Origin of the sequence: Winogradskyella sp. (assembly GCF_965656915.1) — a bacterium.
GTDB lineage: Bacteria > Bacteroidota > Bacteroidia > Flavobacteriales > Flavobacteriaceae > Winogradskyella.
Window position 1 is genome coordinate 43821 of record NZ_CBFHMI010000001.1, and the last position, 25610, is coordinate 69430.

The following is a 25610-nucleotide window of genomic DNA, read 5'->3' on the forward strand; positions in this document are numbered from 1 at the left end:
ACTTAAAGATAGTGAAACTATGCTTTATGAGGTCTCTTGCCCAAAAGTCAATAAATTAGAGTCAGGATCAAGCAAAGAAAATTCCTTTTGTCCCCACGGTCTCATTCCTAATTTTCCATTTGGGTGTATGGCTATTTTTTTATCTAAAAGCTCTTGGTAAAATTGGTCTATACTACCAACTCTAATATAAACCTGTACATAATTTTCTTTTGGAATTAAGTCTTTAAATTCAAAAAAATGAATTTCAATATTATCTTTTTTAAGCATTAAATACCCATCATAATCTTTAGTTCCAATTTGTTTAAATCCCAGATGATCGATATAGTAATTCCGAGTTACTCCTTTATTGCGCATGGGTAATTTCGGATGGATGTCTGTGAGCATTTTTTATTCATTAAGGTTATTATCGTTTAATAAAACAGGTTTTCCAAAACCTAAATCTTCTAATTTATCCATTTGCGTTGCAGCATCTCCTACAATTAAATATATCATTTGATTAGGCTTAATATAATTTTCAATTAATGCTTTTACATCCTCTATACTTAAGTTATTTACAATCGCTTCGCGTTGTTTGGCATAATCATCAGCAAAACCATAATTACTTATATTGGTAAGCATATTCAATTTGGCTCCGAGCGTTTCAAAAGCTCTTGCCGTACTTTTAATGGTGTAACCTTTTGTGACTTTTAAATCTTCTTCAGAATAATTCTTACCGTAATTCTCTAAAATCTCTTTCACTAAACTTGTGGCTTCATAAGTCACGTTAGTACGTATACCACTACTAATTGAGAATTCGCCTTTATGTTCGGTGCCAGAGAATCTAGATCTAATACCATAGGTATAACCTTTGCCTTCTCTAAGTTGTTGCGTTAACTGAGAAGCAAATCCACCACCTCCTAAGCGGTAATTCATCACTGTTGCGGAGTAATAGTCGTCATCAGTTGCTTTTAATGCAGGATATCCAAAACGAATTACAGACTGCTTGGCACCAGGTACATCATAAAAATAGACTTTTGATTTTTCTGGATACAAAGGTATTGGCAATTCTGGTAACGTAACATCTTTAGTTTCCCAATTGCTATCCAAAGTCCCTAAGGCATTAACTACATTAGATTTAGAGATATCACCAACCACATGCATATAGGTTAAATGTGGTGATAAGTTGTTGTTGTAATAATTCTTTAAATCTATAATTGAAATTTGATCTACAGAAGCTTCAGTTCCACTATTGCTATACGCTAATATATTTTTGTTACCATAAAGTAATTTGGCAAATTCGTTTGAAGCTATACTGTTTGGATTCGCTTTACGTCTTTGAATGCCACTAATTGTACTTTGTTTTAATAATTCAAATTCGTTCTCGTCCCAACGTGGTTCTAACAAAATTTCTGAAACTAAAGCCATTGTTGCATCAAAATGTTTTGATAATGTGGTACCAGATATTGTAATATTATCATCTGTAGCATAAGCATTAATGCTTGCACCAAGACTTTCAATAGCATATTGTAATTCTTCTGTAGACTTATTTTTTGTTCCCTTGGTCATAAGACTAGCAAGTAGATTAGACACACCAACATTATTTTTTTTCTCTAATAATAAGCCTCCATTTATTTGCATTTGAAATTGTACCAGAGGAACTTCATCATTTTGAATACCAAATACTTTAATGCCAGAATCCAAGTTGTGCTTCCAAACTTCAGGAATATTTAATTCTGGGCTTTCACCGTATGGTGGTTCAATACTTCTGTCGAAGCTACTTGGTGTTTTTTCGTATGTGGCAGCAATACTTGGGTCAAAAGATTCTTCGGCACCTTCTATAATTTTCTCTTCAACTACATTCGCTAATTGCGAATTTTCAAGTACTAAATTCACTTGTCCTTTAGGAACAAAGCTAGTCGCAATAAAATTTTTAGCCTTGATGTATGTATTATAAACTCTCATGACATCATCTGCAGTGACGGCCAATATATTTTTGACATCTTGATTTATAAATCCAGGATCTCCAGCAAATATTTCGTATTGTGCCAATTGAAATCCTTTACCAAGCACACTAGATAAGCCATTGTAAAAATCGGTTTCTTGTCCTGCTTTAATTCTGTTTAAATCAGCTGATGAAATTCCGTTATTTTCAAAATCCTTAAAACCATCTTGAATCGCATCCATTACTACATTTAAATCAGTTTGTTTAAAAGCTGTGACACTCAACATCAATTGCCCTGCAATCTCCGAGTTATTCTGATAAAAAGACACATAGTCTGTAAGTTTTTGGTCATCAACTAAAACTTTGTTTAAAGGGGCTTTTTTACCGTTTGCTAAATAATCTAGTAAAACGCTTAAGGCATAAGCGTCTTTGTGGTATTGTGGTACTCCAGGCCAAGTGACACTTAGTCTTGGTAAGCGTGCAAAATTGTCTTCGTAAAACAAACGTTTAGATGTTTTTAAGGTAACTGGTTGTTTTTCTACCTCTGGAATGTTCTCACCTCTTGGGATTTCATCAAAGTACTTTTTTACCCAAGCTTTGGTTTGTTCAACATCAATATCGCCAGCAATGGTCAGTGTTACATTGTTAGGCACATACCAACGTCTAAAAAATTCTTTAACATCATCTAGCGTTGCATTTTGTAAGTCTTCTAAAGAGCCAATGACTTCCCAACTGTATGGATGTCCTTCAGGATATAGATTTTTATTGATAACGTAAGAATTATGACCATAAGGTTGGTTATCAACTCGCTGACGTTTTTCATTTTTAACCACTTGTTTTTCCTTCGCTAAAACTGGTTCTGTAACTGTATTTATAAAATAACCTAGTTTGTCTGCTTCTGCCCAAATCATTTTTTCTAACGCGTCTTTTGGCACTGTTTGAAAGTAATTGGTTCTGTCTCTACTTGTAGAGCCATTAGCACCAGAGCCACCAATACGCGCACTCATTTGGTCTAGACCACCTTTACCTAAATTTTCAGATTCTAAGAAGAGTAAATGCTCAAATAAATGTGCAAAACCAGTACGTCCTTCTTTTTCTCTCGCCGAACCAACATGTGCCGTTAACGCTATTGCAGCCACAGGATCTGATTTATCAACGTGCAGAATGACTTGTAAGCCATTATCTAAGGTGAATTTTTCAAAATCAACTTTAAATTCTTTCGTCTCCTCATTGGTTTCGTTTTGTTTACAGGAATTGAAACTTAATAGTATAAATAAAGTTAAAAGGGCTAATTTTAAATATTTCATAGATGAGTTGATTAATGATTTATAATTCGTAAGCATTATTATTAACAAAGAAAATAGAATTGACTAAAAATAGTTTCCCATTTTCCCAGAAGCTTCTGAATAGTGTGTTGTCTACCATGTAGATAAAACTTCCGCTTCCCATACGCTCCTCTCCAAAAACTAACGTTTGATTTAAGTTGTTTAGTGCGTCTTTTCCGGCGAACCCTGAATAAACTTTTGTGTTTTCTAAATGAGCGACATTATAGCCACTATCTAATAAGCTGTATGATGTGCTGCCGAGTTTTAAAGTGAAATAATGGTCTTTGTATCCAAATGCCATAGGATGTGTGTGATCTACTTTACTTTTAAAAATGGCACCTGTAATTAAGTTATTCGTATACTCACGCTCGCGATCTGCGTAAGGTATCAGGTTGTCATTGTCTTTATCATTCTCAGAAGGCTTGTAAGTCAAACTAAATCCGTCTTTACCAGCAAAACTTCTAAGAGCACCATCAATAGCAATGACTTTTCCTCCAGCACGTACCCATTCTTTGAGTTTTTTCATATTAGCATCATTTAAAACACTACCGTAATACCCATTTGGAATAATTAATACGTTATACTTACTGAGGTTGGTTCTAATTAAATTATCCGTGTTTATTGATGTTAGAGGATACTTTAATTGTTTTTCAAAGAAATGCCATATTTCGCCATAGCTTAATGATGATGTACCTTCACCTGATAATACGGCAACTTTTTGTTTGTTAATTAACTTCACATCTGGCGAACCTATATCTGGCGTGGATTGGGAGAACCCTGAGTTAATCTTATTAAGCGTTTGTGCATAATTTTGAGCAAGGGTATTTAAGGTATTCACAAAATCTTTTATATGTTTATTGTCACCTTTGGTTATGATTAATGAACCACGTTCAAAATTAGTTCCTGCTGAAGAAAAAGGCTTCTCTGTAAAGCGCACTTTAAACCCTTGTTTTAACAATTCAGCCAAAAACTGAGCATCTTTAATAGAATTCCATTTACTAACATACCCATAAGCATCTGTTAGAATTTCTACAGTCTTTTTCTCCATCATTTTGTTACTTGCCACTCTAGACGTGGCAGCAATTGCATCTAATCCATAGGCGTAAGGTACAGACCATGCTGTAATGTCATAGGTTAATGAGTCTGCCAGTTTTGCATTTGGCTCAAATAACACCTTTACCATTTTACCTTTTGGTTGATTGGAATGTACAACTAGTGCATTAGCATTTATATTAATACTACCTTGCTGTCCTGTCTTATAATTATAACCAGATATTTTAGATTCAGTAGGATTTTCATAAGAAATCTCATGTTTATCTAGAAGTACTTTTAAACTATTGAGGTTATCATGGTTGCCATTTATCACGTAACTTTTATATTTCAAATTAGTAGTGTCAAAAAACTTAGCGAATTCTGCATTTAACGCTGTGGCATTTTTAGATGCAATTTCTATAGTAGAAATACCTGAAGTTGTATGATGCGTTAGTCGCTCCACTAAAGTTAACACATGCCCTTCATCATTTAAAATTGCAAGTCCAGCCATACCATGACCACCTTGCTCGTAGGTCATACCAATAGCTCCCATATAAGTTGGATACGTATCACCATAACTTGGATAAAATAAATCGAACCGCTCTCTAGTAAAAAATAACCAACCCTCTGCATCAAAATACTTAGCGTGGTTTTTACCTATTTGTGTCTGAAAATCGCGTTGCCAATCTGTAATGACCTCATGAAATGGTTCTGCAGCTGGTGCAAAATAATAAGGTTCATTTGGACCTTGTTCATGAAAATCTACATGGATATGTGGCAGCCACTTATTGTAGACTTTGAGTCGTGATTGTGTTTCCACTTGTGTTGCCCAAGCCCAATCTCTATTGAGATCGAATAAATAATGATTTGGACGTCCTCCTGGCCAAGGTTCATTATGTTCACTAGCTTGTTTGTCTATATTATAGGGTTGGCTAGTAGTTTCATTATACCAGTTGACATAGCGATCTCTACCATCTGGGTTTATACATGGATCTATTATAACAACTGTATTTTCTAATAATTCTTTGTGCTCAGTGAGTAGTTTAAAAAGTGTTAGCATCGCTGCTTCTGAGCTAGATGCTTCGTTACCATGCACATTATAACTTAACCATACTATAGCAACATCAGTGGAACTCGGCTTACCGTCAATTATTCCAGTATTTTTTAAATTATTTTCTCTTATAGTTTCTAGCTTGTTCATGTTTGCTTCACTGGTCACATATGCTAAGTACAAAGGTCTTCGTTCATTTGTTGTGCCATATTGTTCTAACTTAACTTGGTTAGGAACGGCATTTGAAATAGCTTTAAAATAATCTACGACCTGATGGTGACGACTAAATTGAGTACCAATATCATAACCTAGAAATTCGCTAGGTGATTGAAGATTTTGAGCAATTACTATAGTTTGAAGACTTAAAGAAACTAGGAGGACAATTATTAATTTTTGCATTTAAAGTTGAGTTAGTTTGACTAATCGTAAAGATACATAGCGCAAGCGAATTAACTAAAAATTAGCAGTTAAAAAAATGAAGTACCTTATATTTATGCCATAATTAACATTTGTATGCCAACTGACTGTATTGCTTATAGAGATACTGGTTATTTCTCTGATTTTATTTGTGATTATATAGAGCAAAAGCCCAAGCTTAATGCATTGTACAATAGATTTCCAACGTTAGAGAATTTTAAAGAACAAATTAACGAAAAGTCATTGTCATTTCGAAGCGAAGCGAGGAATCTCATCACAGAAGTAATTACTAATCAATATTCTAAGATTGAAGTTTCTGAGCTTACCCAGAAAAATATTCAGAATCTTAAATTAGAAAATACATTTACGATAACCACAGGTCACCAGTTAAATTTATTTACTGGGCCTTTATATTTTCTATATAAAATTATTTCAACCATCAATCTAACAAAGCGGTTAAAGGATACCTATCCAAAATATAATTTTGTGCCTGTGTATTGGATGGCTTCTGAAGACCATGATTTTGAGGAAATTAATTTTTTCAATTTTAAGGGTAAAAAGATGCAATGGAACTCAAATCAAACAGGAGCAGTCGGACATTTTAATACCGATGGGTTAGATGATGTTTTTAAAGTCATATCTGCAGAATTTGGAGCAGGTAAAAATGCAGATCAGTTAAAAAGTTGGTTTAAAGAGGCGTATTTGAATCATAAAAATTTATCTGAAGCCACGCGCTATTTAGCTAATCAATTATTTGGCGAGCATGGCTTGGTTATATTAGATGCAGACTCTATAGAGTTAAAACGGTTGTTTATACCTCAGTTAGAAAAGGAGTTAATTGATCAAATAGCTTTTAAAGAAGTTTCTAGAACGAATAGAACCCTTGAAGATTTAGGATTAAAAATACAGGTAAATCCTAGAGAAATCAATTTGTTTTACATGCATAATGGCCTAAGAGAACGAATTATATACAAAGATGGAAAGTTCAGTGTTTTAGATACGAATTTGTCTTGGAGTAAAACAGAATTATTACAACATCTTAATGATTATCCGCATCGATTTTCGCCAAATGTTATTATGCGACCTTTATATCAAGAAGCTATTTTACCTAACCTTTGTTATATAGGTGGTGGTGGTGAGATGATTTATTGGCTGCAGTTAAAATCTAATTTTGAAGCTCAAGGTGTAGTGTTTCCAATGTTGTTATTACGCAATTCAGCAGCAGTAAAAACAATAAAGCAGTCAGAAAAATTAGAGAAACTCAATATTTCAGATCAAGACTTATTCTTAGACCGTCATTCATTTATTAACAAAAAGGTTAGAGATATTTCTAATATTGATATAGACTTTTCGTATCAAATTAAACACTTAGAACAGCAATTTACAGATCTTTACAAACTTGCAGAACAAACTGATAAATCATTTTTAGGAGCTGTAAAAGCGCAAGAAGTGAAGCAATTAAAAGGTTTGAAAAATCTCGAAAGACGATTGCTTAAAGCACAAAAGCGTAAGTTAGCAGATGAGGTAGAGCGTTGTACAGAATTACAAGAGCAATTGTTTCCTGGACAAAGTTTACAAGAACGAAATACTAATTTTTCAGAATTTTATTTGGAGTATGGTGAAGATTTAATCCCAGAGTTGATGAAGACCTTAGAACCATTAAAAGGAAAGTTCTTACTGTTAACAAATTGAAGTAAAATTTATTTGCTTGGTATCTGAATTTTATTTGCAATTATTACTTTTGCACATGCAACATAACAAAGTCCTTATTTTAGATTTCGGATCGCAGTACACGCAACTTATAGCTAGGCGTGTAAGAGAGTTAAACATCTATTGCGAAATCCATCCTTTTAATAAAATTCCAACAGAAGTTGAAAGTTTTAAAGCAGTGGTTCTATCTGGTAGTCCTGTTTCAGTTCGGTCAGAAGATGCTTTACATCCCGACTTGTCAAAAATAAGAGGTAAAATCCCAATGTTAGCTGTTTGCTATGGCGCACAATACTTGGCTCATTTTTCAGGTGGTGAGGTTGCAGAATCTAGCACCAGAGAATATGGAAGAGCTAACTTAGGATATATAAAAGAAAATGAAGATTTCTTAGAGAATATCCATGAAGGTAGTCAGGTCTGGATGAGCCATAGCGACACCATTAAACAACTGCCAACACGTGGGCTATTATTGGCCAGTACTGAAGATGTAGAAAATGCAGCTTATAAAATTGAAGGAGAAGATACGTATGCCATTCAATTTCATCCTGAGGTGTATCATACAACGGACGGACACCAACTATTACAAAATTTTTTAGTTAAAATCGCAGAAATTAATCAAGATTGGACACCAAATGCATTCGTTGAAGAAACAGTAGATGAACTTAAAGCTAAGCTTGGTAATGATAAGGTAGTTCTCGGTTTATCTGGTGGAGTTGATTCCTCAGTTGCAGCAATGTTGTTGCATAAAGCTATCGGAGAAAATCTGTATTGCATCTTTGTTAATAATGGCTTACTCAGAAAAAATGAGTTCGAAGATGTATTGCATCAATACGAAGGCATGGGATTAAAAGTTAAAGGTGTAGATGCTTCGGCACGCTTTTTGGATGCTTTAGCAGGAAAGAGCGACCCAGAAGAAAAAAGAAAAACGATAGGTCTTGTATTTATTGAGGTTTTTGATGATGAAGCACACGAAATAAAAGATGTAAAGTGGTTAGCACAAGGTACAATTTACCCTGATGTTATAGAAAGTGTTTCTGCAACTGGCGGTCCGAGTGCAACAATAAAAAGTCATCATAATGTTGGTGGCTTGCCAGATTTTATTAAACTTAAAGTGGTAGAACCACTTAAAGCTTTATTCAAGGATGAAGTAAGGCGGGTGGGAGCTTCAATGAATATGGATTCTCAGCTGTTAGGAAGACACCCATTTCCGGGACCCGGACTAGCAATTCGAATCCTCGGAGATCTAACTCGTGAGAAAGTACGTATATTACAAGAGGTCGATGCTATTTTTATAAATAATCTACGTTCTTGGAATTTGTACGATAAAGTTTGGCAGGCAGGCGCAATGTTGCTTCCAGTAAATAGTGTAGGAGTGATGGGAGATGAACGTACATACGAGAAGTGTGTGGCATTAAGAGCTGTAGAAAGTACAGATGGTATGACCGCGGATTGGGTGAATTTACCATATGAGTTTTTGCAAAAAACCTCAAATGAAATTATAAATAAGGTTAAAGGTGTAAACAGAGTTGTTTATGATATCAGTTCTAAACCACCAGCAACTATAGAATGGGAATAAATTTGGTGACTTGTATGCTATTTTTGTTTCAAAAGAATGAGTAGCAAATTATAATAGATGAAACGTTTTATTACAACCCTTTTAATTGCATTAGTATTTACTGTTAATGCTCAAAATTATACTGAGCATAAAGTGGAGGCTGGTGAAACTATTGAAAGTATTGCCAAAAAATATTTGGTGACACCTTTTGATATATTCGCTTTAAATCCGGATGCAAAATCAAGTTTTCAACCTAATATGGTATTGATTATACCTAAGTCTAAGGTTAAAAATGATCCTATTGAGGAAGAAACCAGAGAACTTATTGGTTATAGAAATCATAAAGTTAGACGCAAAGAAACCTTATTTGGGCTAGCAAAAAAATACAATGTATCTGAAGATGAAATAAAAAAAGCGAATCGTTTTTTATATTCTGAAAATCTTAGAAAAGGTGACAAAATCAGAATACCGAAGTATAGAACTGTTATCTCCAAACAAACTTTAAATAATACTGTTAAAAAATATATTGTAAAGCCTAAAGAAGGGAAATGGCGTATTGCATATAAATTTGGAATTACAGTTGCTGAGTTAGAAGCTTTAAATCCGAACATGAACGCAGTTATTCAACCAGGTGATGAATTAAATGTTCCAAACATTAACGACAAAGAAGTAAAACCTATTGAATCTAAATATGGCTATTATGAGGTTTTGCCTAAAGAAGGATTTTATAGATTAAAAGTAAAGTTAGATTTAACGCAGGAACAACTAGAAGCACTAAATCCAGAGTTAAAAGATAACGGATTGAAAGCAGGTATGGTTCTTAGGATACCAGCTTCGTCAGAAATAAATAGTAGTCTTTCACAAGTAGAAACAACACGTCTTGTATCTAATATTAAAAACTACGATACAAGGAAAATAGCACTAATGATGCCTTACAGGTTGCATAGAGTAGAAACAGATTCTGTACAAGACACTAAGGACATGATAAAAAAAGACAAGCTAATGTCTATAGTCTTAGATTTCCATATTGGAGTTGTTATGGCCTTAGATTCTGCAAAACAACTGGGCTTGTCGACAGATTTAAAAGTTTTAGATACAAGATATCAGGCATCAACAATTTCACAATTATTAAAGGAGAATGATTTAACAGAATATGATGCTGTCATTGGGCCGATGAAAGAACAATGTTTTGATAGAGTTGCCTCTGCTTTAAAAGGTGATAAAGTTCCTGTAATTGCAGCATTAAATAAGCCTTTAGAGTTATACCGAAATGTTTTTCAGACCATACCTGATGATGAATTATTAAAAAATGCCATGGTAGATTTTGTTAAGGCAGATAGTTTAAAAACTAAAGTTGTAATTATAGCAGACCAGGCACATAGAGCAATGAGTGAAATGTTAAAGGAGAAGTTCCCGGATGCACATCAAATTTTTTCACAATCAATAAAGAAGACAGGTAAAGATGGGTTTTTTATTTATCCACAAGATTTAGAAAATGTTTTTGCAGAAGGTAAAACTGTAGTTTTTCTTGAAACAAAAAGTAAATCGTTTGCTTCAAGTGTAATTAGTATGCTTAATGGGCTAGTTGTAAAAGACACTAATATTGTGCTAGTAACATTAGATAAAAACAAAGCTTTTGAAGGTAAGGATATAGATAATAATAATTTATCGAATCTCAACTTTCATTACGCCTCAGTTCACAGAGAATTCGACGAAATAAACACTAATGGATTTGTAAAAGCCTATCGCAAAGAATATGGCGTTTCACCAAGTAAGTATGCGGCAAGAGGATTTGATATCACATTAGACATTTTATTAAGATTGGCTGCCGAAAATGATTTATATGATGCTTCTGGTGAAATGATAGAAACCGAATACATAGAGAATAAGTTTAGATACAACAAAAGCTTATTCGGTGGATATAAAAATGAAGCGGTTTATATTGTGAAATACGATAACTTAAGAATTGTAAAAGCAAAATAAATGACGTCTAAAGTACAGTCTAAATCCAGATATAGAAAAAGCTGCATCAAATAATTGGTAATATTTACAATTGAGAACTTTATTTTTTTGTTTGGTTTTTCTATTAGTTGGAAGTAGTTCCAATGAAGAAACTTTGTCTTGGACAGAAAGTCGAAAATTAACCTGGCAAGATTTTAAGGCAGAGCCTAGTGAAGGCGTTGAAGCTGTAGCTCTTACTGCATCTGGAATAACCTTTGGCTATTCTTTGAAAACTTCTGGACAACGTATTATAGATTTTAGTACTTCCGTACATGCCCATTTTTATCCTAACAAATCCTGGTATTTGGAAGACAGAAGTAATGCCTATATACTGCAACACGAACAATTGCATTTTGACATTACTGAGTTATATGCAAGAATGTTTAGGCAGCAATTAGAACGACTAGAGGTAAATCAGAACTTAAAAGAACAAATGAGTCGTTTACATACGGCTATAAATGAAGCTGTCAATGAAACCCAAAAACGTTACGATGCACAAACCAATCATTCTATAAATACCGAAATGCAAGAGCAATGGAATACATTTATCAATAAAGAATTATTGAAATACAGTAAATATAAGTCGCTATAAATTGGAAGGAAGTAAAGAAGCGCTCATTGAGTTAGCACATTATAAAATGCCTTTCGGAAAATACAAAGGAGACTATTTAGTGGATATTCCAGAATACTATTATACATGGTTTAAGCAAAAAGGATTTCCTGAAGGAAAGTTAGGTCGTATGATGGTGCAAATGTATGATATTAAAATCAACGGGCTAGAGGAATTGATTTATAAAATAAAACGCGATTTTAAAAAAAAATAGGCGATTAATAAAAACTCATTAATCGTTGATTTTAATTCTCATATCAGTTAAACGAACATTTCAACACTAAAAATTATTGTACAACAGTTTTTTACTAACTCATTACTATTCTGAAAACAATAAAACTGAAAAGGTTCATCTCTTTACACAAAAATATGCATTAATTGTCGCGGTAAAAATCCTATAAAAGTACTACGAAAGTTAACATATTAACAAACCGTAAACATTTCTGTAATTACTCGTTTTATTTTGTAAATTTGCCTGCGTTTAACAACGCAACATGACCACAAACCCTAAGTATATTTTTGTAACAGGCGGAGTGTCTTCCTCTTTAGGTAAAGGCATAATAGCCGCATCTTTGGCTAAACTCTTACAAGCACAAGGTTACAGAACGACCATTCAAAAATTAGACCCTTATATCAACATTGATCCAGGTACTTTAAATCCCTATGAACATGGAGAATGTTATGTTACCGATGATGGAGCAGAAACGGACTTGGATTTAGGCCATTACGAGCGTTTTTTAAATGTACCAACGTCTCAGGCAAATAATGTAACCACTGGTAGAATTTATCAAAGTGTTATAGATAAAGAAAGGCGTGGAGAATTTTTAGGGAAAACAGTACAGGTTATTCCTCATATCACAGATGAGATTAAACACCGTATTCAGATTTTAGGAAATTCTGGGGACTATGACATTGTAATAACAGAAATTGGTGGTACGGTTGGAGATATAGAGTCCTTACCTTATGTGGAAGCTGTAAGACAATTACAATGGGATTTGGGTGAGCATAATGCTTTAGTAATCCATTTAACCTTAATACCATTTTTGTCAGCGGCAGGCGAATTAAAAACAAAACCAACACAACACAGTGTTAAAACCTTAATGGAGAGTGGAGTACATGCCGATATTTTGGTGTGTAGAACTGAGCACGAGTTAAGTGAAGGTCTTAAAGCTAAACTGGCACGTTTTTGTAATGTAAAACAAGAAGCAGTAATACAGTCTATTGATGCATCAACAATCTACGATGTTCCTAATCTAATGTTAGAGGAAGGTTTGGATAAAGTGGTTCTTGAGAAACTAAATTTAAAAAGTGATAAACCAGATTTAGGACGATGGAATGAGTTTTTAAAACGACATAGGAACCCAAAAGGTGAAGTCACTATTGGTTTAATTGGAAAGTATGTAGAGCTTCAAGATTCTTATAAGTCTATATTAGAGTCTTTTATTCATGCCGGAGCTGAAAATGAAGTTAAAATTAATGTTGAACCAATACATTCAGAATATCTAACACCTGAGAATGTAAAATTTAAGTTAGAGCATTTAGACGGTGTACTTGTAGCTCCAGGTTTTGGAGAACGTGGTATAGAAGGTAAAATTGAGGCAGTCCGTTATGTGCGTGAACATAATATTCCTTTCTTAGGTATATGTTTAGGAATGCAAATGGCGGTTATAGAATACGCAAGAAATGTGCTTCATCTCGAAGATGCCAATTCTATTGAGATGGATGAAAACATTAAGCATCCTGTTATTAATTTAATGGAATCTCAAAAAGATGTCGTCAATAAAGGTGGTACCATGAGATTAGGAGCATGGGATTGTACTTTAATTAAAGATAGTATTGCCTATATTATTTATGGGGAAACTGACATTGAAGAGCGACACAGACATCGTTTTGAGTTCAATGATGCTTACAAAGAACAATTTGAAGCTGCAGGTATGAAGGCTACCGGAGTAAATCCTGAAACTGGATTGGTAGAAATCATTGAGATACCAAGCCATAACTGGTTTGTGGGTGTACAATACCATCCTGAATATAAAAGTACAGTAGCTAATCCGCATCCGCTTTTTATAGCATTTGTGAAAGCAGCATTAAAATTTAAACACAAAAAATAATGTGCCACTTTGGCGCAATTCAAAGTTTGGATAGCTTTTTGGGTAATCTAAAGCATTAATATAGTACCGCAGTAACGCCAATTTATATGGAAGAAAAGAAATTCGATATCAACTCAATAATAGGATTCGTTTTAATATTCGGAATCTTGTTATACATAATGTATCAAAATCAGCCTTCGCCAGAAGAAATTGAAGCGCAGAAGCAGGCAGAACAAGAGCAAGTAGAAGCAGAGCAAAAAGAAAGTAAACAAAATGAAGTTGTTGTAACGACTGCAGAAGACTATACCAATACACAGGCGTTAGATTCTACTCAGCAAGTGGCATTTCAAAATAAGCTTGGTGCTTTTTCATATGCCTTGTCGCAACCAACATCTGCTGCCAATCAAACAACCGTTACAACTGATGTTTTTGAATTAAAATTCAATCATAAAGGAGGACATTTAGCTCAGGTAAAATTAAAGAAGTTTGTAGACTACAATTCCGTACCGATTTATTTGGTTCAAAATGATAATAGTGCTTTTAATATCAACTTTGGTACATCTGATAATAGAATTTTAAATACACAAGACCTACCATTTCAACCAACTGTATCAAAAAGTGGCGAGAATACCATTGTGTCAATGAAACTTAAGGTTTCAGAATCTTCATATTTAGAATACCGTTACGAGCTAAAGCCAGATGATTATATGATTGATTTCTCAATTAAATCAAAAGGCTTAAGTGGTGTATTTAATACGTCACAACCAATTACTTTAGATTGGAAACAAAAAGGAATCAGACATGCTAAGAGTATTAGCTATGAGAATAGATATACCAGATTAACATATATGCACGAAGAGGATCGTGTAGAGAAGTTAGGGCAGATGGGTGATGATGATGAGGTCATAAATGATGTAGAGTGGTTGTCTTACCGTCAGCATTTCTTTAGTTCTATTTTAGTTACTAAGGACCAGCCTTTTAAAAAAGCAGAAATCACGTCTCAAAATTTAGTTGAAGATGAAGAAGTAGATACCTTGTTCACTAAACTTTATACCTCAAAAATACCCTTAGCGTACAGCGGTGGCGAAATAAATAAAGACCTTGGGTTGTATTATGGACCAACAGATGCCAAAACATTAAAGCAATACGATGAAAACTTAGAAGAGAGTATTCCATTTGGTTGGGGAATTTTCGGATGGATCAATAAAGCTATATTTATTCCACTATTTGGATGGTTAAGTAGCATGCTACCATATGGTATAGCAATTATTGTAATGACCATTTTGGTAAAAATAATGTTGTCTTTCGTACAGTACAAACAATTTATGTCTCAGGCTAAGATGAAGATCTTAAAACCAGAGTTAGATGCGCTTAGAACAAAGTATAAAGACAATAAGCTTAAGGCTCAACAAGAAACAATGGCATTGCAGAGCAAAGCTGGTGCAAGTCCGCTCAGTGGATGTTTGCCTGGTCTAATGCAGATTCCGGTGTTCTATGCCTTATTTATGTTCTTCCCAACAGCATTTGATTTACGTCAGAAAAGTTTCCTTTGGGTAGGTGATTTAAGTTCTTATGATTCTATTGCAGACTTACCATTTAATATTCCATTCTATGGTGATCACGTGGCTTTATTTCCAATATTGGCGGCTATTGCTATATTCTTTTATATGAAGATGACCACAGGTCAACAAATGGCACAGCAACCGACACAAGAGGGTATGCCAGATATGGGTAAAATGATGAAGTACATGATTTACTTCTCACCACTATTAATGTTGATTTTCTTTAATAATTATGCGTCAGGATTAAGTTTGTATTACTTTATCTCTAACTTAATTAGTATTGGTATCATGTTAGTTATTAAAAACTACATCATCGATGAAGATAAGGTTTTAGCTAAAATTGAGGTAAGCAAAAGCAAACCTAAAAAGCAGAATAGATTCCAGAAGAAAATGGCGGAGATGATGGAGCAGGCAGAACAACAAAAGAAAGGACAACAGAAGCGAAAGAAATAATAGATTTTAAATAGCTGAATAAAGCCCTAGTTTTTACTAGGGTTTTTTGATGACTAACTTTATAATTTAATCCATAAAAGCTCATTAAGTTTAGTTAGGTGTTTTAAGAAGTAACTTAAAAAAGGATAATGTCCAAAAGCTGGTCTACGCTCTTGGGTTGGTCTTGTTTATTTGTTTTAGATCTGAATTTGTTATCAGTTCAATTCTATTAGGTAATTATGTTGCAGCTTCTTGGCACTTGTTTTTGCCTTCAGTATTACTGTCGCTTCAAGTATATTTAAATAGAAAGTTCCTTTGGGCTTTAATACTAGTATATATAAGTACCTATAGCTTATGGGTGATTTGGAACGTCATTGAATTAGACGTGCTAATAGATCTACAAAGAGATTACTCACCACAGCCATTTTGGAATCTAGAGAAAATCGGTAACTGGTTAACAATATCAGTAGTGCTCTTCGTTGTTAATTGGATAGCCTGGAATCTAGAACCAAATAAAAAGTAATTCATCAACGAGACTTAAATGAATAAACTAAAAAAAACCCAGACTCTTGTCTGGGTTTTCTACTAACTAAATCAATCAATATAAAAATGAGGTAATCAGCCTCGACTTTTCTAATTCATTGTGTCTGGTATAAGTACACTTTCTACAGCATGAACTACGCCATTCATAGCTTGTACATCTACTACTACAATATCAATTTCAGCATTTCCAGCACCATCAGTAATTTTTGCAGGGTTCCCATCATTACCAGGTAAGTTTATAGTTATCATATCACCTTCGAGTGTTGTTGGCATAGCACCATCAGTTAAATCACCTGCTCTAACATTAGCACCTGCAATAACGTGGTGTGCTAACACGCTATTCAATAAAGCATCGTCAATATCTGCAGGTGAGTTCCATGCAGGGTTACTATTTAACAAGGCTACAAATGCATCATTTGTTGGTGCAAATACTGTAAAAGGACCGTCTCCGGATAATGTTGGAATATACATTGGATTAGCTGCACTACCATCTGCTTCAGCTAATGATGCTTCTAAACTATTAAAAGTAGGATCAGCCGTAGCAAAAGTAACAACAGTTGGTAAAGTAATTACAGTATTTACAATATGTACTGTACCGTTTGTAGCTTCATTGTCAGGGTCTGTTACTGTAGACATCCCATTCAATACAACACCGTTAGAGGTATTAAAATAAATATTTAAATTGTCACCATCGGTATTCGATGCTTGGGTTAATCGGTATCCAGCACCTGCATTAACTAAATCTGTTGAAGATATGTTTTCACCTGCAATAACATGATTTAATAAAATGTTTCTCACTAAAGCTTCTTCGGCAGCAGATAAATTGTCTAAGTCTAACCCTGTTGCGTTTAATAAATTTGTAAATGCATCGTTAGTCGGTGCAAATACAGTAAAAGGTCCTGTACCTTGTAATGTGGTTACTAAGTCAGTTGCCTCCAAGGCAGCAGCCAGTGAAGTTAAACCGTTTGCCAAGGCAACATCTACAACCGTAGTTGTTTGAACACTTGGTCCGTTGTTGTTATCGTCATCACTACATCCAGTTAAACCTATAACCAATAGAAATACTGAAAGGAATTTGAAAGTTTTTGAAATAATTTTCATTTTTTTGAGTTTTTAAAATTGTTCAACATCGACAAACTATTAATAGTTTGTTTAACAAAATTACGAAATGATTAAACAAAAAGTATTTTTGACTACTGTTTTTATAATAATATTAACAATCTGCCATGCACAAAAGGCAGTTAATCAGTTCGATAAAGACGGTGAACGTCACGGCCTGTGGACGAAAAACTACCATAACACCGATCAGAAACGTTATGAAGGAATTTTTGAACATGGAAAGGAAGTCGATACCTTTAAATATTATTCGTTATCAAAAGGGAAAAGTGTTTTAAGTGCGGTTAAGGTATTTTATGAAGAAGACAGTCTTGCAGATGTTACATTTTATGCATCTAATAAAAAAGTAATAAGCGAAGGCACTATGCAAGGTAAACGTTTTACAGGGCAATGGGTTTATTATCATAAAAATTCAATGTCAAAAATGATTGTAGAAAATTATAATGATGACGGTAAACTTGAAGGCGAGCGTATAGTATACTATAAAAGCGGTTTGGTAGCTGAGAAAGCCTATTATAAGAATGGCAAACTTAATGGTGAAGCCATATGGTACACTGAACAGAATAAGCCGTTGAAAAAGTCGATTTATATAGATGATGTTCTGAATGGGCTTACCATCAACTATGATGCAAATGGCAATATAACTTCAGAAGGAAATTATACAGCGGATAAAAAAACTGGCATTTGGAAATATTATAATGATGGCAAGCTTACCAAAGAAATAGATCATACCAATCAAAAAGTAATTAAAACAAAACAATAGAATAAGTCTATAGAATATATAGTATTTCAGAATGGCAATTTTAATAGAATTGCCTTTTTTATTTTGTAATTTTGCCAAGGTTTTTCGAACAAATATCTAAATAAAACAAATAGAGTGAAACGTATCATAGTAGGACTTTCTGGTGGAGTAGATTCCAGCGTCGCTGCCTATCTTTTAAAAGAGCAGGGCTATGAGGTTATTGGGCTGTTTATGAAAAACTGGCACGACGATTCGGTAACGATTTCAGATGAATGCCCTTGGTTAGAAGATAGTAATGATGCCATGCTTGTTGCCGACAAATTAGGTATACCATTTCAAACCGTAGATTTAAGTGTGCAATACAAAGAGCGTATTGTAGATTACATGTTCAATGAATATGAAAAAGGACGCACACCAAATCCTGATGTCTTGTGTAATCGCGAAATAAAGTTCGATGTCTTTATGGATATCGCTATGGAACTCGGTGCTGATTATGTCGCTACTGGCCACTATTGTAGAAAAGGCACCATTGAAAAAGATGGTCAGCAAGTGCACCAGCTTTTAGCAGGTGTGGATAACAATAAAGACCAATCCTATTTCTTATGTCAATTGTCCCAGGCACAATTAGCAAAGGCCTTATTTCCAATTGGTGAATTAACCAAACCAGAAGTTAGAGAAATAGCCAAAGCGCAGGATTTAATTACTGCCGAAAAGAAGGACTCACAAGGCTTGTGTTTTATTGGTAAAGTAAGATTGCCAGAGTTTTTGCAACAACAACTCAAACCAAAAGAAGGAGTGATTGTTGAGGTCGAAGCCTCTTTGGATAAGTATAATGCAAAAGCACCAGATTTTAATACTAAAGAAAACGAATTAAAGTTTCTATCCAAAAAACCAGTTTATCAAATTGCAGATGGTAAGGTAGTCGGTAAGCATCAAGGTGCACACTACTTTACTAAAGGGCAACGCAAAGGTTTGGCCGTTGGTGGAACCAAAGAACCTTTGTTTGTTATAGATACTGACGTTAATGATAACGTTATTTATACGGGTCAGGGAAAAAATCATCCTGGTTTACTGCGTAATGTCCTTTTTGTCACTAATGAAGAGTTACATTGGGTACGTGAAGATCTAGCGCTCAAAGAAGGAGAAATCATGGAGGTGAAAGCACGTATTCGATACAGACAGCCACTAGAGTCTGCAACACTGCACAAAGTTGATTCTGGCCTGTATGTTGAATTCGACAGCAAACAATCTGCTATTACAGAAGGTCAATTCGTAGCTTGGTACTTAGAGGATGAATTGGTAGGTTCTGGAGTAATTTCTTAAATTGCAAAAAAGAAATAAGTTATGATCAAGAAAATAACTTTGCTTTTATTGCTCCAATTCACAATAAATAGCTACGCTCAAGAAGATGCCTGGATCTATCTCACAGATAAACCTAACGTCGCTGCTTCATTAGCAAATCCCATTACAATTTTAACACAAAAGGCCATTGACCGCAAGCAGAATTACAACGTTGTCATTGACGAACGTGATGTACCTGTTAATGAAGGTTACATTAACGATTTAAAAACACAAACCGGAATCACAGTGCTGGCAAAATCCAAGTGGTTTAATGCTGCACATGTCAGAGGTTCTGAAGCCGATATTAATGCGCTCAGCACACTTGCTTATGTAGATAGCATTGATTTTGCTAATAATACACTCGATTCAAGAGCGACATTTACCGAAATACCAAATAAATTTAATATAGAGTCCCAACAACGCGCTGTCTTTAATTATGGAGATACGCAAAACCAGGTAGAAATGATCAATGCCGATAATTTGCATGTGGATGATTTTACTGGTGAAGGCATTACTATTGCTGTGATGGATTCCGGATTTCCAAATGTAGATACTATGGGAGCGTTTCAACGCTTACGCGATAATGGAGATCTATTAAATGGCTATGATTTTGTCAATAAAACTGCAGATGTCTACGCCAGTGGAGCCAGTTCTCATGGTACAGTAGTATTGAGTGATATGGCTGGTTTTATTCAAGATGAATTCGTCGGTACAGCGCCAGATGCCTCGTATTATTTGTTTTTAACGGAAGATGCGACGAGTGAAAATCCTGTAGAAGAAAGTTATTGGGTAGAAGCTGCAGAACGTGCAGACAGTTTGGGAGTCGATATGATTAATACCTCATTAGGTTATCGTGTGTTCGATAATTCTAATTACGATTACACACCAGCAGATATGAATGGGCAAGTGGCTTTTATTTCTAAAGGCGCATCAATCGCTGTAGAAAAAGGCATTTTAGTTGTGGCAAGTGCCGGTAACGCAGGTGCTACAGCATGGCAAACTGTAGGTGCACCGGCAGATTCGCCAGACGTGTTGTCTGTAGGAGCCGTAGATGCTAATGGAAATTACGTGTCCTTTAGTTCTCAAGGTGGAGCGGCACAGGCGGGTTATCAAAAACCAGATGTGGTGGCAAGAGGAGGCAATGCTTATGTGGTGAGCCTAAATAATTCTATTACACAACTTAATGGCACGTCGTTTAGTGCACCTATTTTATGTGGTGGTATCGCATCCTTATGGCAAGCCATACCTAATGCCACAGCACAAGAAGTTATGGATTACGTGAGGCAATCAGCTTCTCAGTTTAGTACACCAGATGATTTATTGGGCTATGGTATTCCAGATTTAGATGCTGCGCGTAACATCGCCTTAACAATTGAAGATCAAACACTGGTAACGATTAGTGTTTATCCAAATCCAGTAACGAATGTAGTAACGATATCACATCCTGAAGCTTTACGAGATGCTCAAATTAGTATCTATAATCAATTAGGACAGCAGGTGTTGCAAACACAAAGTACTACTAATACGTTACGCATTGATATCTCGCACTTAGCAACAGGATTATATCATTTACAAGTATCAGATACCAAGCGTACAACACGTTTTAAAATTATTAAGCAATAAATGACCAACAGAATCACAAAACTCTTTAATATAAAACATCCAATCATACAAGCAGGTATGATATGGAACAGCGGCTGGAGATTAGCTTCAGCAGCAAGCAACGCTGGTATTTTAGGTTTAATCGGAGCAGGATCAATGTATCCAGATGTGCTTAGAGAGCACATCCAAAAGTGTAAAGCCGCAACCGATAAACCTTTTGGTGTTAATGTACCGATGTTGTATCCTAACATTGAAGAGATCATGAACATCATAGTAGACGAAGGAGTAAAAATTGTATTCACTTCTGCCGGAAATCCTAAAACCTGGACCACCTGGTTACAAGATCAAGATATTACTGTGGTACATGTAGTGAGTTCTGTAAAGTTTGCTTTAAAAGCTCAAGCCGCAGGAGTTGATGCTGTGGTGGCCGAAGGTTTTGAAGCTGGTGGCCATAATGGTAGAGACGAAACCACCACGCTCACCTTAATACCCATGGTTAAAGAACAATTAGACATTCCTTTAATCGCTGCAGGTGGTATCGCTACAGGTAAAGCTATGTTGGCTTGTATGATTTTAGGAGCCGATGGAGTGCAAGTCGGTAGCCGTTTTGTGGCGAGTGAAGAATCCTCAGCACACCAGGCCTTTAAGCAAGTGGTGGTCGATGCTAAAGAAGGAGATACACAACTCACTTTAAAAGAACTAGCACCAGTACGCCTTATAAAAAATAAATTCTACAACGAGGTACAAGAACTCTATAAAACTGCACCCACACCAGAACAACTCAAAGACCTCTTGGGTAGAGCCAGAGCCAAACGTGGTATGTTCGAAGGCGATTTAGACGATGGAGAACTAGAGATTGGACAAATAGCAGGTCTCATACACGATGTAAAACCAGTGGCTGAGATTGTTAAAGATATGGTCGCTGAGTTTAAGGAAGCTAAAGAAAATATAGCGTCATTATAAATAAAAAAAACATGACTGTTAAGCAGCCATGTTATTTCTTTTATTAAGCTTTAGATAGTAGTCTAATTCATTTTTTCTTTAGAATCCATCAGTAATTTTTCTTTAAGCGATTTATGCTCATCCATTATTCTGTTGTGCTCGTTTTTCATCATCTCATGGTCATTTCTCATAGTTTCGTGCCATTTCTTCATACTATCAATTTTATCCTGTAACTCTATGGCATTTAATTCATCAAAATTTGGATCGGTAGTGTTATGAGCATCAATAATTTCTTGATGACTTTTTAAGATAGCATCATGCCGTTCTAGCATCATGCCATGTTTTCTCATATCCTCAAGTAACGTTGAATCCATAATGTCTATACCTTTTAATTCTTCCGACAATTTATAGTGTTCAGCAGTCATCTTATCATGTTGAGCAGCTAGATTTTGATGTACAGTTCTAATCCTATCACTTTTTTTAACAATAGTGTCGTATTCTTCAATTAGTCCTTTTTTGTCATTATCGCAGCAAAAGAGCATAACAGATAATAACAATAGATATATTTTTTTCATAGATTTTTATTTTGATTCTATAGAGTGTATGAATTCTAAATGACACCTATTATCGCATATGATTTTTTACCTAACCGTATCCATAAATTAAATCCATTAAATCTAGATGGTGACGCGTTAGACTTTGATAAAATCACTTGTTAAAAACGGATGTAAAACCAGTGGCTTAGTTTGAAGTCGCTACACAGAATAGCGCTTCACTTAAGTTAAATTACGAAGTTCTACGTATTGAAATTGTGAATTTAAAAACCTAACTTCACTTAACGTCTGATATAAGTGATTACAACGGACTCATATCACTAAAGTTGTACGCAAGCATGACTCGGCTGCATGAAGGTTACGTAATCCTCAAAATCTATTAACAACTCAGGCATATTTATCAATATTCAAAGGATTTGCCACAGATGTCACAAAGATGTCATAAGCTTGGCACAAGTGTCAACGCCCATTGTTTTTAATTTTGTTCACTGAACATTAAATATAAATCAATGAATAATTTTTTTACAACACTCACTTTTCTTTTCATTACATATTTTAGCTTTAGTCAGAGCTATGAATCAAAAATTGACTCTATAATTTCTTTACAATATAGCGCTAATGAGCCAGGCATTGCAATTTTAGTGGCTAAAGACGGTAAAGCCATTTATAAAAAAGCTTTAGGGAAATCAAATTTGGAATTAAATATCCCTACAGAGCTTAATAGTGTATTTCAGATTGGTTCAATCACAAAACAATTTACTGCAGTTTCAATTTTAATGCTTGCAGAGCAAGGTAAGCTCAATATCGAAGATAAAATTGGAAAATATATTCCCGAATATATTGAGTTTGGAAGAGATATTACCATTCATCATTTATTAAATCATACTTCGGGAATAAAAAACAAAACACCTTTAAGTGAAAAGAATTATACCTCGAGAATGGATAGGTCTCCAAAAGAACTCATCACCTATTTTAAAGATGAACCATTGGCATTTATGCCTGGTGAAAAATTTAAATACAGTAATGCAGGTTATATTTTATTGGGACAAATTATTGAAACAATTTCTAAGCAATCTTATGGTCAATTTATTCAAGAAAATATTTTTGATAAAATAGAAATGACATCATCATATTATGGTAATATGAAAAATATTATTCCAAACCGAGCTACTGGTTATAAAATTAAACAGAATAAATTTATAAACGCAGATTATATGAGCTTGTCATTAGCATATTCAGCTGGAGCGATATTATCTACCACAGAGGATCTTTTAAAATGGCAAAACGCATTACTTCAAAACACTCTTTTAAAAGAGTCTAGTATAAAGCAAGCTATGACACCAACCCTATTAAATAGTGGAAAAAGAATACCTTACGGTTATGGCTTTCGGTTTTCAAGATTGGGAAATTCTCCTGTAATTGCGCACACTGGAAGCACGAAGGGTTTTACCGGTATTGCTCTGTTTTTACCTCAAGAAAACATGTATATTACTGTATTAACCAACTGCAATTGTAAAAATGTAAATAACGTTGCAAAACAAGTTGCGGAATTATTTGTTACTAGTCCTGACTTAAATAAAGTTCCAGCAATCACTAAAACCAATGAACAAGAAAAGAAGTCAATTGCTGTTTCCGCTGAAATATTGAATGACTACACAGGTACTTATGAGGTTAAACCAAACGTAAACCTTACAATCGGTTTAGATAACACAAATCAATTATATTTATTAGCTCCAGGTCAAACTAAAAAGGTTGAACTATTTGCTGAAACTCAAAATCATTTTTTTATAAAAATTGTAGATGCAGAAATCACATTTAATAAGAATGAAGCGAACAATATTATTACCTTAACGATGAATCAATCTGGTCGTAAAATTATCGCAAAAAAGAATTAGGATGAAAAACAAGGAAAAAACATCTTTACAGCAAGCCATTTATTATGCTAAAGCACCCATCATAATTGCATTAATTTTAACCCCTGTTAGATATGGTTTAGAATTATTGGGATTGCCTGAAAATGCTATTTTTATTATCGGGCTACTTTGGCTTACCTTAGGGATTGCTATATATCTTGGTATTAAATTAGGTAATCAAAAACAAGCTTACAAGATTCTTTTCTTAAGCTTACTTATTTACTCACCTATTTCAAGGATTCCTGTTGCTATACTTTGGTGGGTAGATACAAAATGGGAAATTGGTACCCATTATGGTTTATATTTTGATAATTTTGGACAAGCGCTATTAAATCATGTTATATATGGTTCGTTAGTTCAATTGATTCCTGGGTTTTTATTAGGAACATTAACCATAGCAATAATTAGGTACAGAAAAACTTTAACTAAAAACAAACCTGTAGAAAATGGATAATAGCTATTTAGCTTTAAGAGTAAAAGAATTAAGAAATCAGAAAGGAATGTCACAAGAATTTCTAGCAGAAGAATCTGGTTTAAGTTTACGAACAATACAGCGTATTGAAAAAGGGGAATCAAACCCTACAGATGAATCATTGAAGCGATTAGCAAATGCCTTGAACGTTAGCCCAGATGATTTGATAGATTGGTCAGTAAAAGAAGATAAAAAATATTTAACGTATCTCAATCTCTCTGCGCTAACTTTTCTGTTTTTCCCATTGCTAGGGATTTTAATTCCATTTATACTTTGGACATCGAAAAAAGGCAAGATTAAAAACAGTAATAAATTGGGTAAAGATTTAATTAATTTCGAAATTACATGGACAATATTGCTGTTTTTTATTCCTGTAATATTGTTTTTAATATCAAAAATTGGACTCACAGACAAAATAACTTTAAGTACAATTTTTATGGTTATTGGCTTTTTGTATTTCATCAATTTGATATCAATATTGCTAAATACATTCCGAATTAGTAATGATAAAGAGGTGATTTATTTACCACATATTAAGTTCTTGAAATAAAAAGCCAGCGTACAACACGGTATATGAAAAATAGCGGTTTAAGTGCATAGTTTAAAGTTGATTTTGTAAATTTAGCGTTGGTGATAAACTGAAAAGTTAGTGCTTATAAGTCCGCTGCTTTTCATATACTAG

At 34.4% G+C, this 25610-nt stretch carries 19 protein-coding genes and 1 pseudogene; 15 read left to right on the forward strand and 5 right to left on the reverse strand.

Features of this window, described 5'->3' with window-relative positions; genetic code table 11:
* Positions 1-24: 24 nt before the first annotated feature.
* The 3 genes from ACTG3Y_RS00210 to ACTG3Y_RS00220 are packed head-to-tail and all read right to left on the reverse strand — an operon-like array spanning position 25 to position 5728.
* Positions 25-384 (reverse strand): bleomycin resistance protein, encoded by a 360-nt coding sequence (locus tag ACTG3Y_RS00210; protein WP_439150905.1) that lies wholly within the window; start codon positions 382-384, stop codon positions 25-27.
* 3 nt (positions 385-387) lie between these two features.
* Positions 388-3228 (reverse strand): M16 family metallopeptidase, encoded by a 2841-nt coding sequence (locus ACTG3Y_RS00215; protein ID WP_439150906.1) that lies wholly within the window; start codon positions 3226-3228, stop codon positions 388-390.
* Positions 3229-3247: 19 nt separating this feature from the next.
* A complete protein-coding gene (locus ACTG3Y_RS00220; protein ID WP_439150907.1) occupies positions 3248-5728 on the reverse strand; it encodes a M14 family metallopeptidase in 2481 nt (826 codons plus the stop codon).
* 114 nt (positions 5729-5842) lie between these two features.
* Here ACTG3Y_RS00220 and bshC point away from each other — a divergent pair, with 114 nt between their 5' ends.
* The 8 genes from bshC to ACTG3Y_RS00260 all read left to right on the forward strand — a co-directional run bounded on the left by bshC (position 5843) and on the right by ACTG3Y_RS00260 (position 16226).
* Positions 5843-7438, forward strand: a complete 1596-nt coding sequence (gene bshC, locus ACTG3Y_RS00225) for a bacillithiol biosynthesis cysteine-adding enzyme BshC (protein WP_439150908.1) — start codon at positions 5843-5845, stop codon at positions 7436-7438.
* 55 nt (positions 7439-7493) lie between these two features.
* Positions 7494-9029 (forward strand): glutamine-hydrolyzing GMP synthase, encoded by a 1536-nt coding sequence (gene guaA / locus ACTG3Y_RS00230; RefSeq protein ID WP_439150909.1) that lies wholly within the window; start codon positions 7494-7496, stop codon positions 9027-9029.
* A gap of 57 nt (positions 9030-9086) precedes the next feature.
* Positions 9087-10991, forward strand: a complete 1905-nt coding sequence (locus ACTG3Y_RS00235; RefSeq protein WP_439150910.1) for an amino acid ABC transporter substrate-binding protein — start codon at positions 9087-9089, stop codon at positions 10989-10991.
* Between the two features lie 91 nt (positions 10992-11082).
* Positions 11083-11601: a DUF922 domain-containing protein gene (locus ACTG3Y_RS00240; protein WP_439150911.1), complete on the forward strand. Its 519-nt coding sequence runs from the start codon at positions 11083-11085 to the stop codon at positions 11599-11601.
* 1 nt (position 11602) lies between these two features.
* Positions 11603-11833 carry a DUF3820 family protein gene (locus tag ACTG3Y_RS00245; protein WP_439150912.1) on the forward strand — a complete coding sequence of 77 codons (231 nt, stop codon included), beginning with the start codon at positions 11603-11605 and terminating at the stop codon, positions 11831-11833.
* Positions 11834-12113: 280 nt separating this feature from the next.
* The gene (locus ACTG3Y_RS00250; RefSeq protein WP_439150913.1) at positions 12114-13730 is read left to right on the forward strand and encodes a CTP synthase; all 1617 of its coding nucleotides are present in this window, start codon (positions 12114-12116) and stop codon (positions 13728-13730) included.
* 86 nt (positions 13731-13816) lie between these two features.
* Positions 13817-15724: a membrane protein insertase YidC gene (yidC, locus tag ACTG3Y_RS00255; RefSeq protein WP_439150914.1), complete on the forward strand. Its 1908-nt coding sequence runs from the start codon at positions 13817-13819 to the stop codon at positions 15722-15724.
* Positions 15725-15887: 163 nt separating this feature from the next.
* Positions 15888-16226, forward strand: coding sequence for a hypothetical protein (locus ACTG3Y_RS00260; RefSeq protein ID WP_439150915.1), 339 nt, complete (start codon positions 15888-15890; stop codon positions 16224-16226).
* A 110-nt stretch (positions 16227-16336) separates the two neighbouring features.
* On the opposite strand, the gene ACTG3Y_RS00265 is transcribed toward ACTG3Y_RS00260, so the two are convergent.
* Positions 16337-17347: a fasciclin domain-containing protein gene (locus tag ACTG3Y_RS00265; protein ID WP_439150916.1), complete on the reverse strand. Its 1011-nt coding sequence runs from the start codon at positions 17345-17347 to the stop codon at positions 16337-16339.
* A 67-nt stretch (positions 17348-17414) separates the two neighbouring features.
* Here ACTG3Y_RS00265 and ACTG3Y_RS00270 point away from each other — a divergent pair, with 67 nt between their 5' ends.
* The 4 genes and pseudogenes from ACTG3Y_RS00270 (at position 17415) to ACTG3Y_RS00285 (ending at position 22010) form a co-directional block, all read left to right on the forward strand.
* Positions 17415-18125 (forward strand): toxin-antitoxin system YwqK family antitoxin, encoded by a 711-nt coding sequence (locus ACTG3Y_RS00270; protein ID WP_439150917.1) that lies wholly within the window; start codon positions 17415-17417, stop codon positions 18123-18125.
* A 99-nt stretch (positions 18126-18224) separates the two neighbouring features.
* Positions 18225-19427 (forward strand): annotated as a pseudogene (gene mnmA, locus ACTG3Y_RS00275) (tRNA 2-thiouridine(34) synthase MnmA); the annotation flags it as partial.
* Between the two features lie 21 nt (positions 19428-19448).
* Positions 19449-21068: a S8 family serine peptidase gene (locus ACTG3Y_RS00280; protein ID WP_439150918.1), complete on the forward strand. Its 1620-nt coding sequence runs from the start codon at positions 19449-19451 to the stop codon at positions 21066-21068.
* The gene (locus tag ACTG3Y_RS00285) at positions 21069-22010 is read left to right on the forward strand and encodes an NAD(P)H-dependent flavin oxidoreductase (RefSeq protein ID WP_439150919.1); all 942 of its coding nucleotides are present in this window, start codon (positions 21069-21071) and stop codon (positions 22008-22010) included.
* A gap of 62 nt (positions 22011-22072) precedes the next feature.
* Here ACTG3Y_RS00285 and ACTG3Y_RS00290 read toward each other — a convergent pair whose 3' ends face one another.
* Positions 22073-22564 carry a hypothetical protein gene (locus tag ACTG3Y_RS00290; protein ID WP_439150920.1) on the reverse strand — a complete coding sequence of 164 codons (492 nt, stop codon included), beginning with the start codon at positions 22562-22564 and terminating at the stop codon, positions 22073-22075.
* A gap of 488 nt (positions 22565-23052) precedes the next feature.
* Between ACTG3Y_RS00290 and ACTG3Y_RS00295 the strand changes: the two genes are divergently transcribed.
* Genes ACTG3Y_RS00295 through ACTG3Y_RS00305 form a run of 3 tightly spaced genes read left to right on the forward strand, consistent with a single transcriptional unit; the run spans position 23053 to position 25478 of the window.
* Positions 23053-24438 carry a serine hydrolase gene (locus tag ACTG3Y_RS00295; protein WP_439150921.1) on the forward strand — a complete coding sequence of 462 codons (1386 nt, stop codon included), beginning with the start codon at positions 23053-23055 and terminating at the stop codon, positions 24436-24438.
* 1 nt (position 24439) lies between these two features.
* Positions 24440-24910: a hypothetical protein gene (locus tag ACTG3Y_RS00300; protein ID WP_439150922.1), complete on the forward strand. Its 471-nt coding sequence runs from the start codon at positions 24440-24442 to the stop codon at positions 24908-24910.
* Positions 24903-25478, forward strand: a complete 576-nt coding sequence (locus ACTG3Y_RS00305; RefSeq protein ID WP_439150923.1) for a helix-turn-helix domain-containing protein — start codon at positions 24903-24905, stop codon at positions 25476-25478. Before ACTG3Y_RS00300 ends, ACTG3Y_RS00305 begins: the two co-directional genes overlap by 8 nt.
* The last annotated feature ends 132 nt before the right edge of the window (positions 25479-25610 follow it).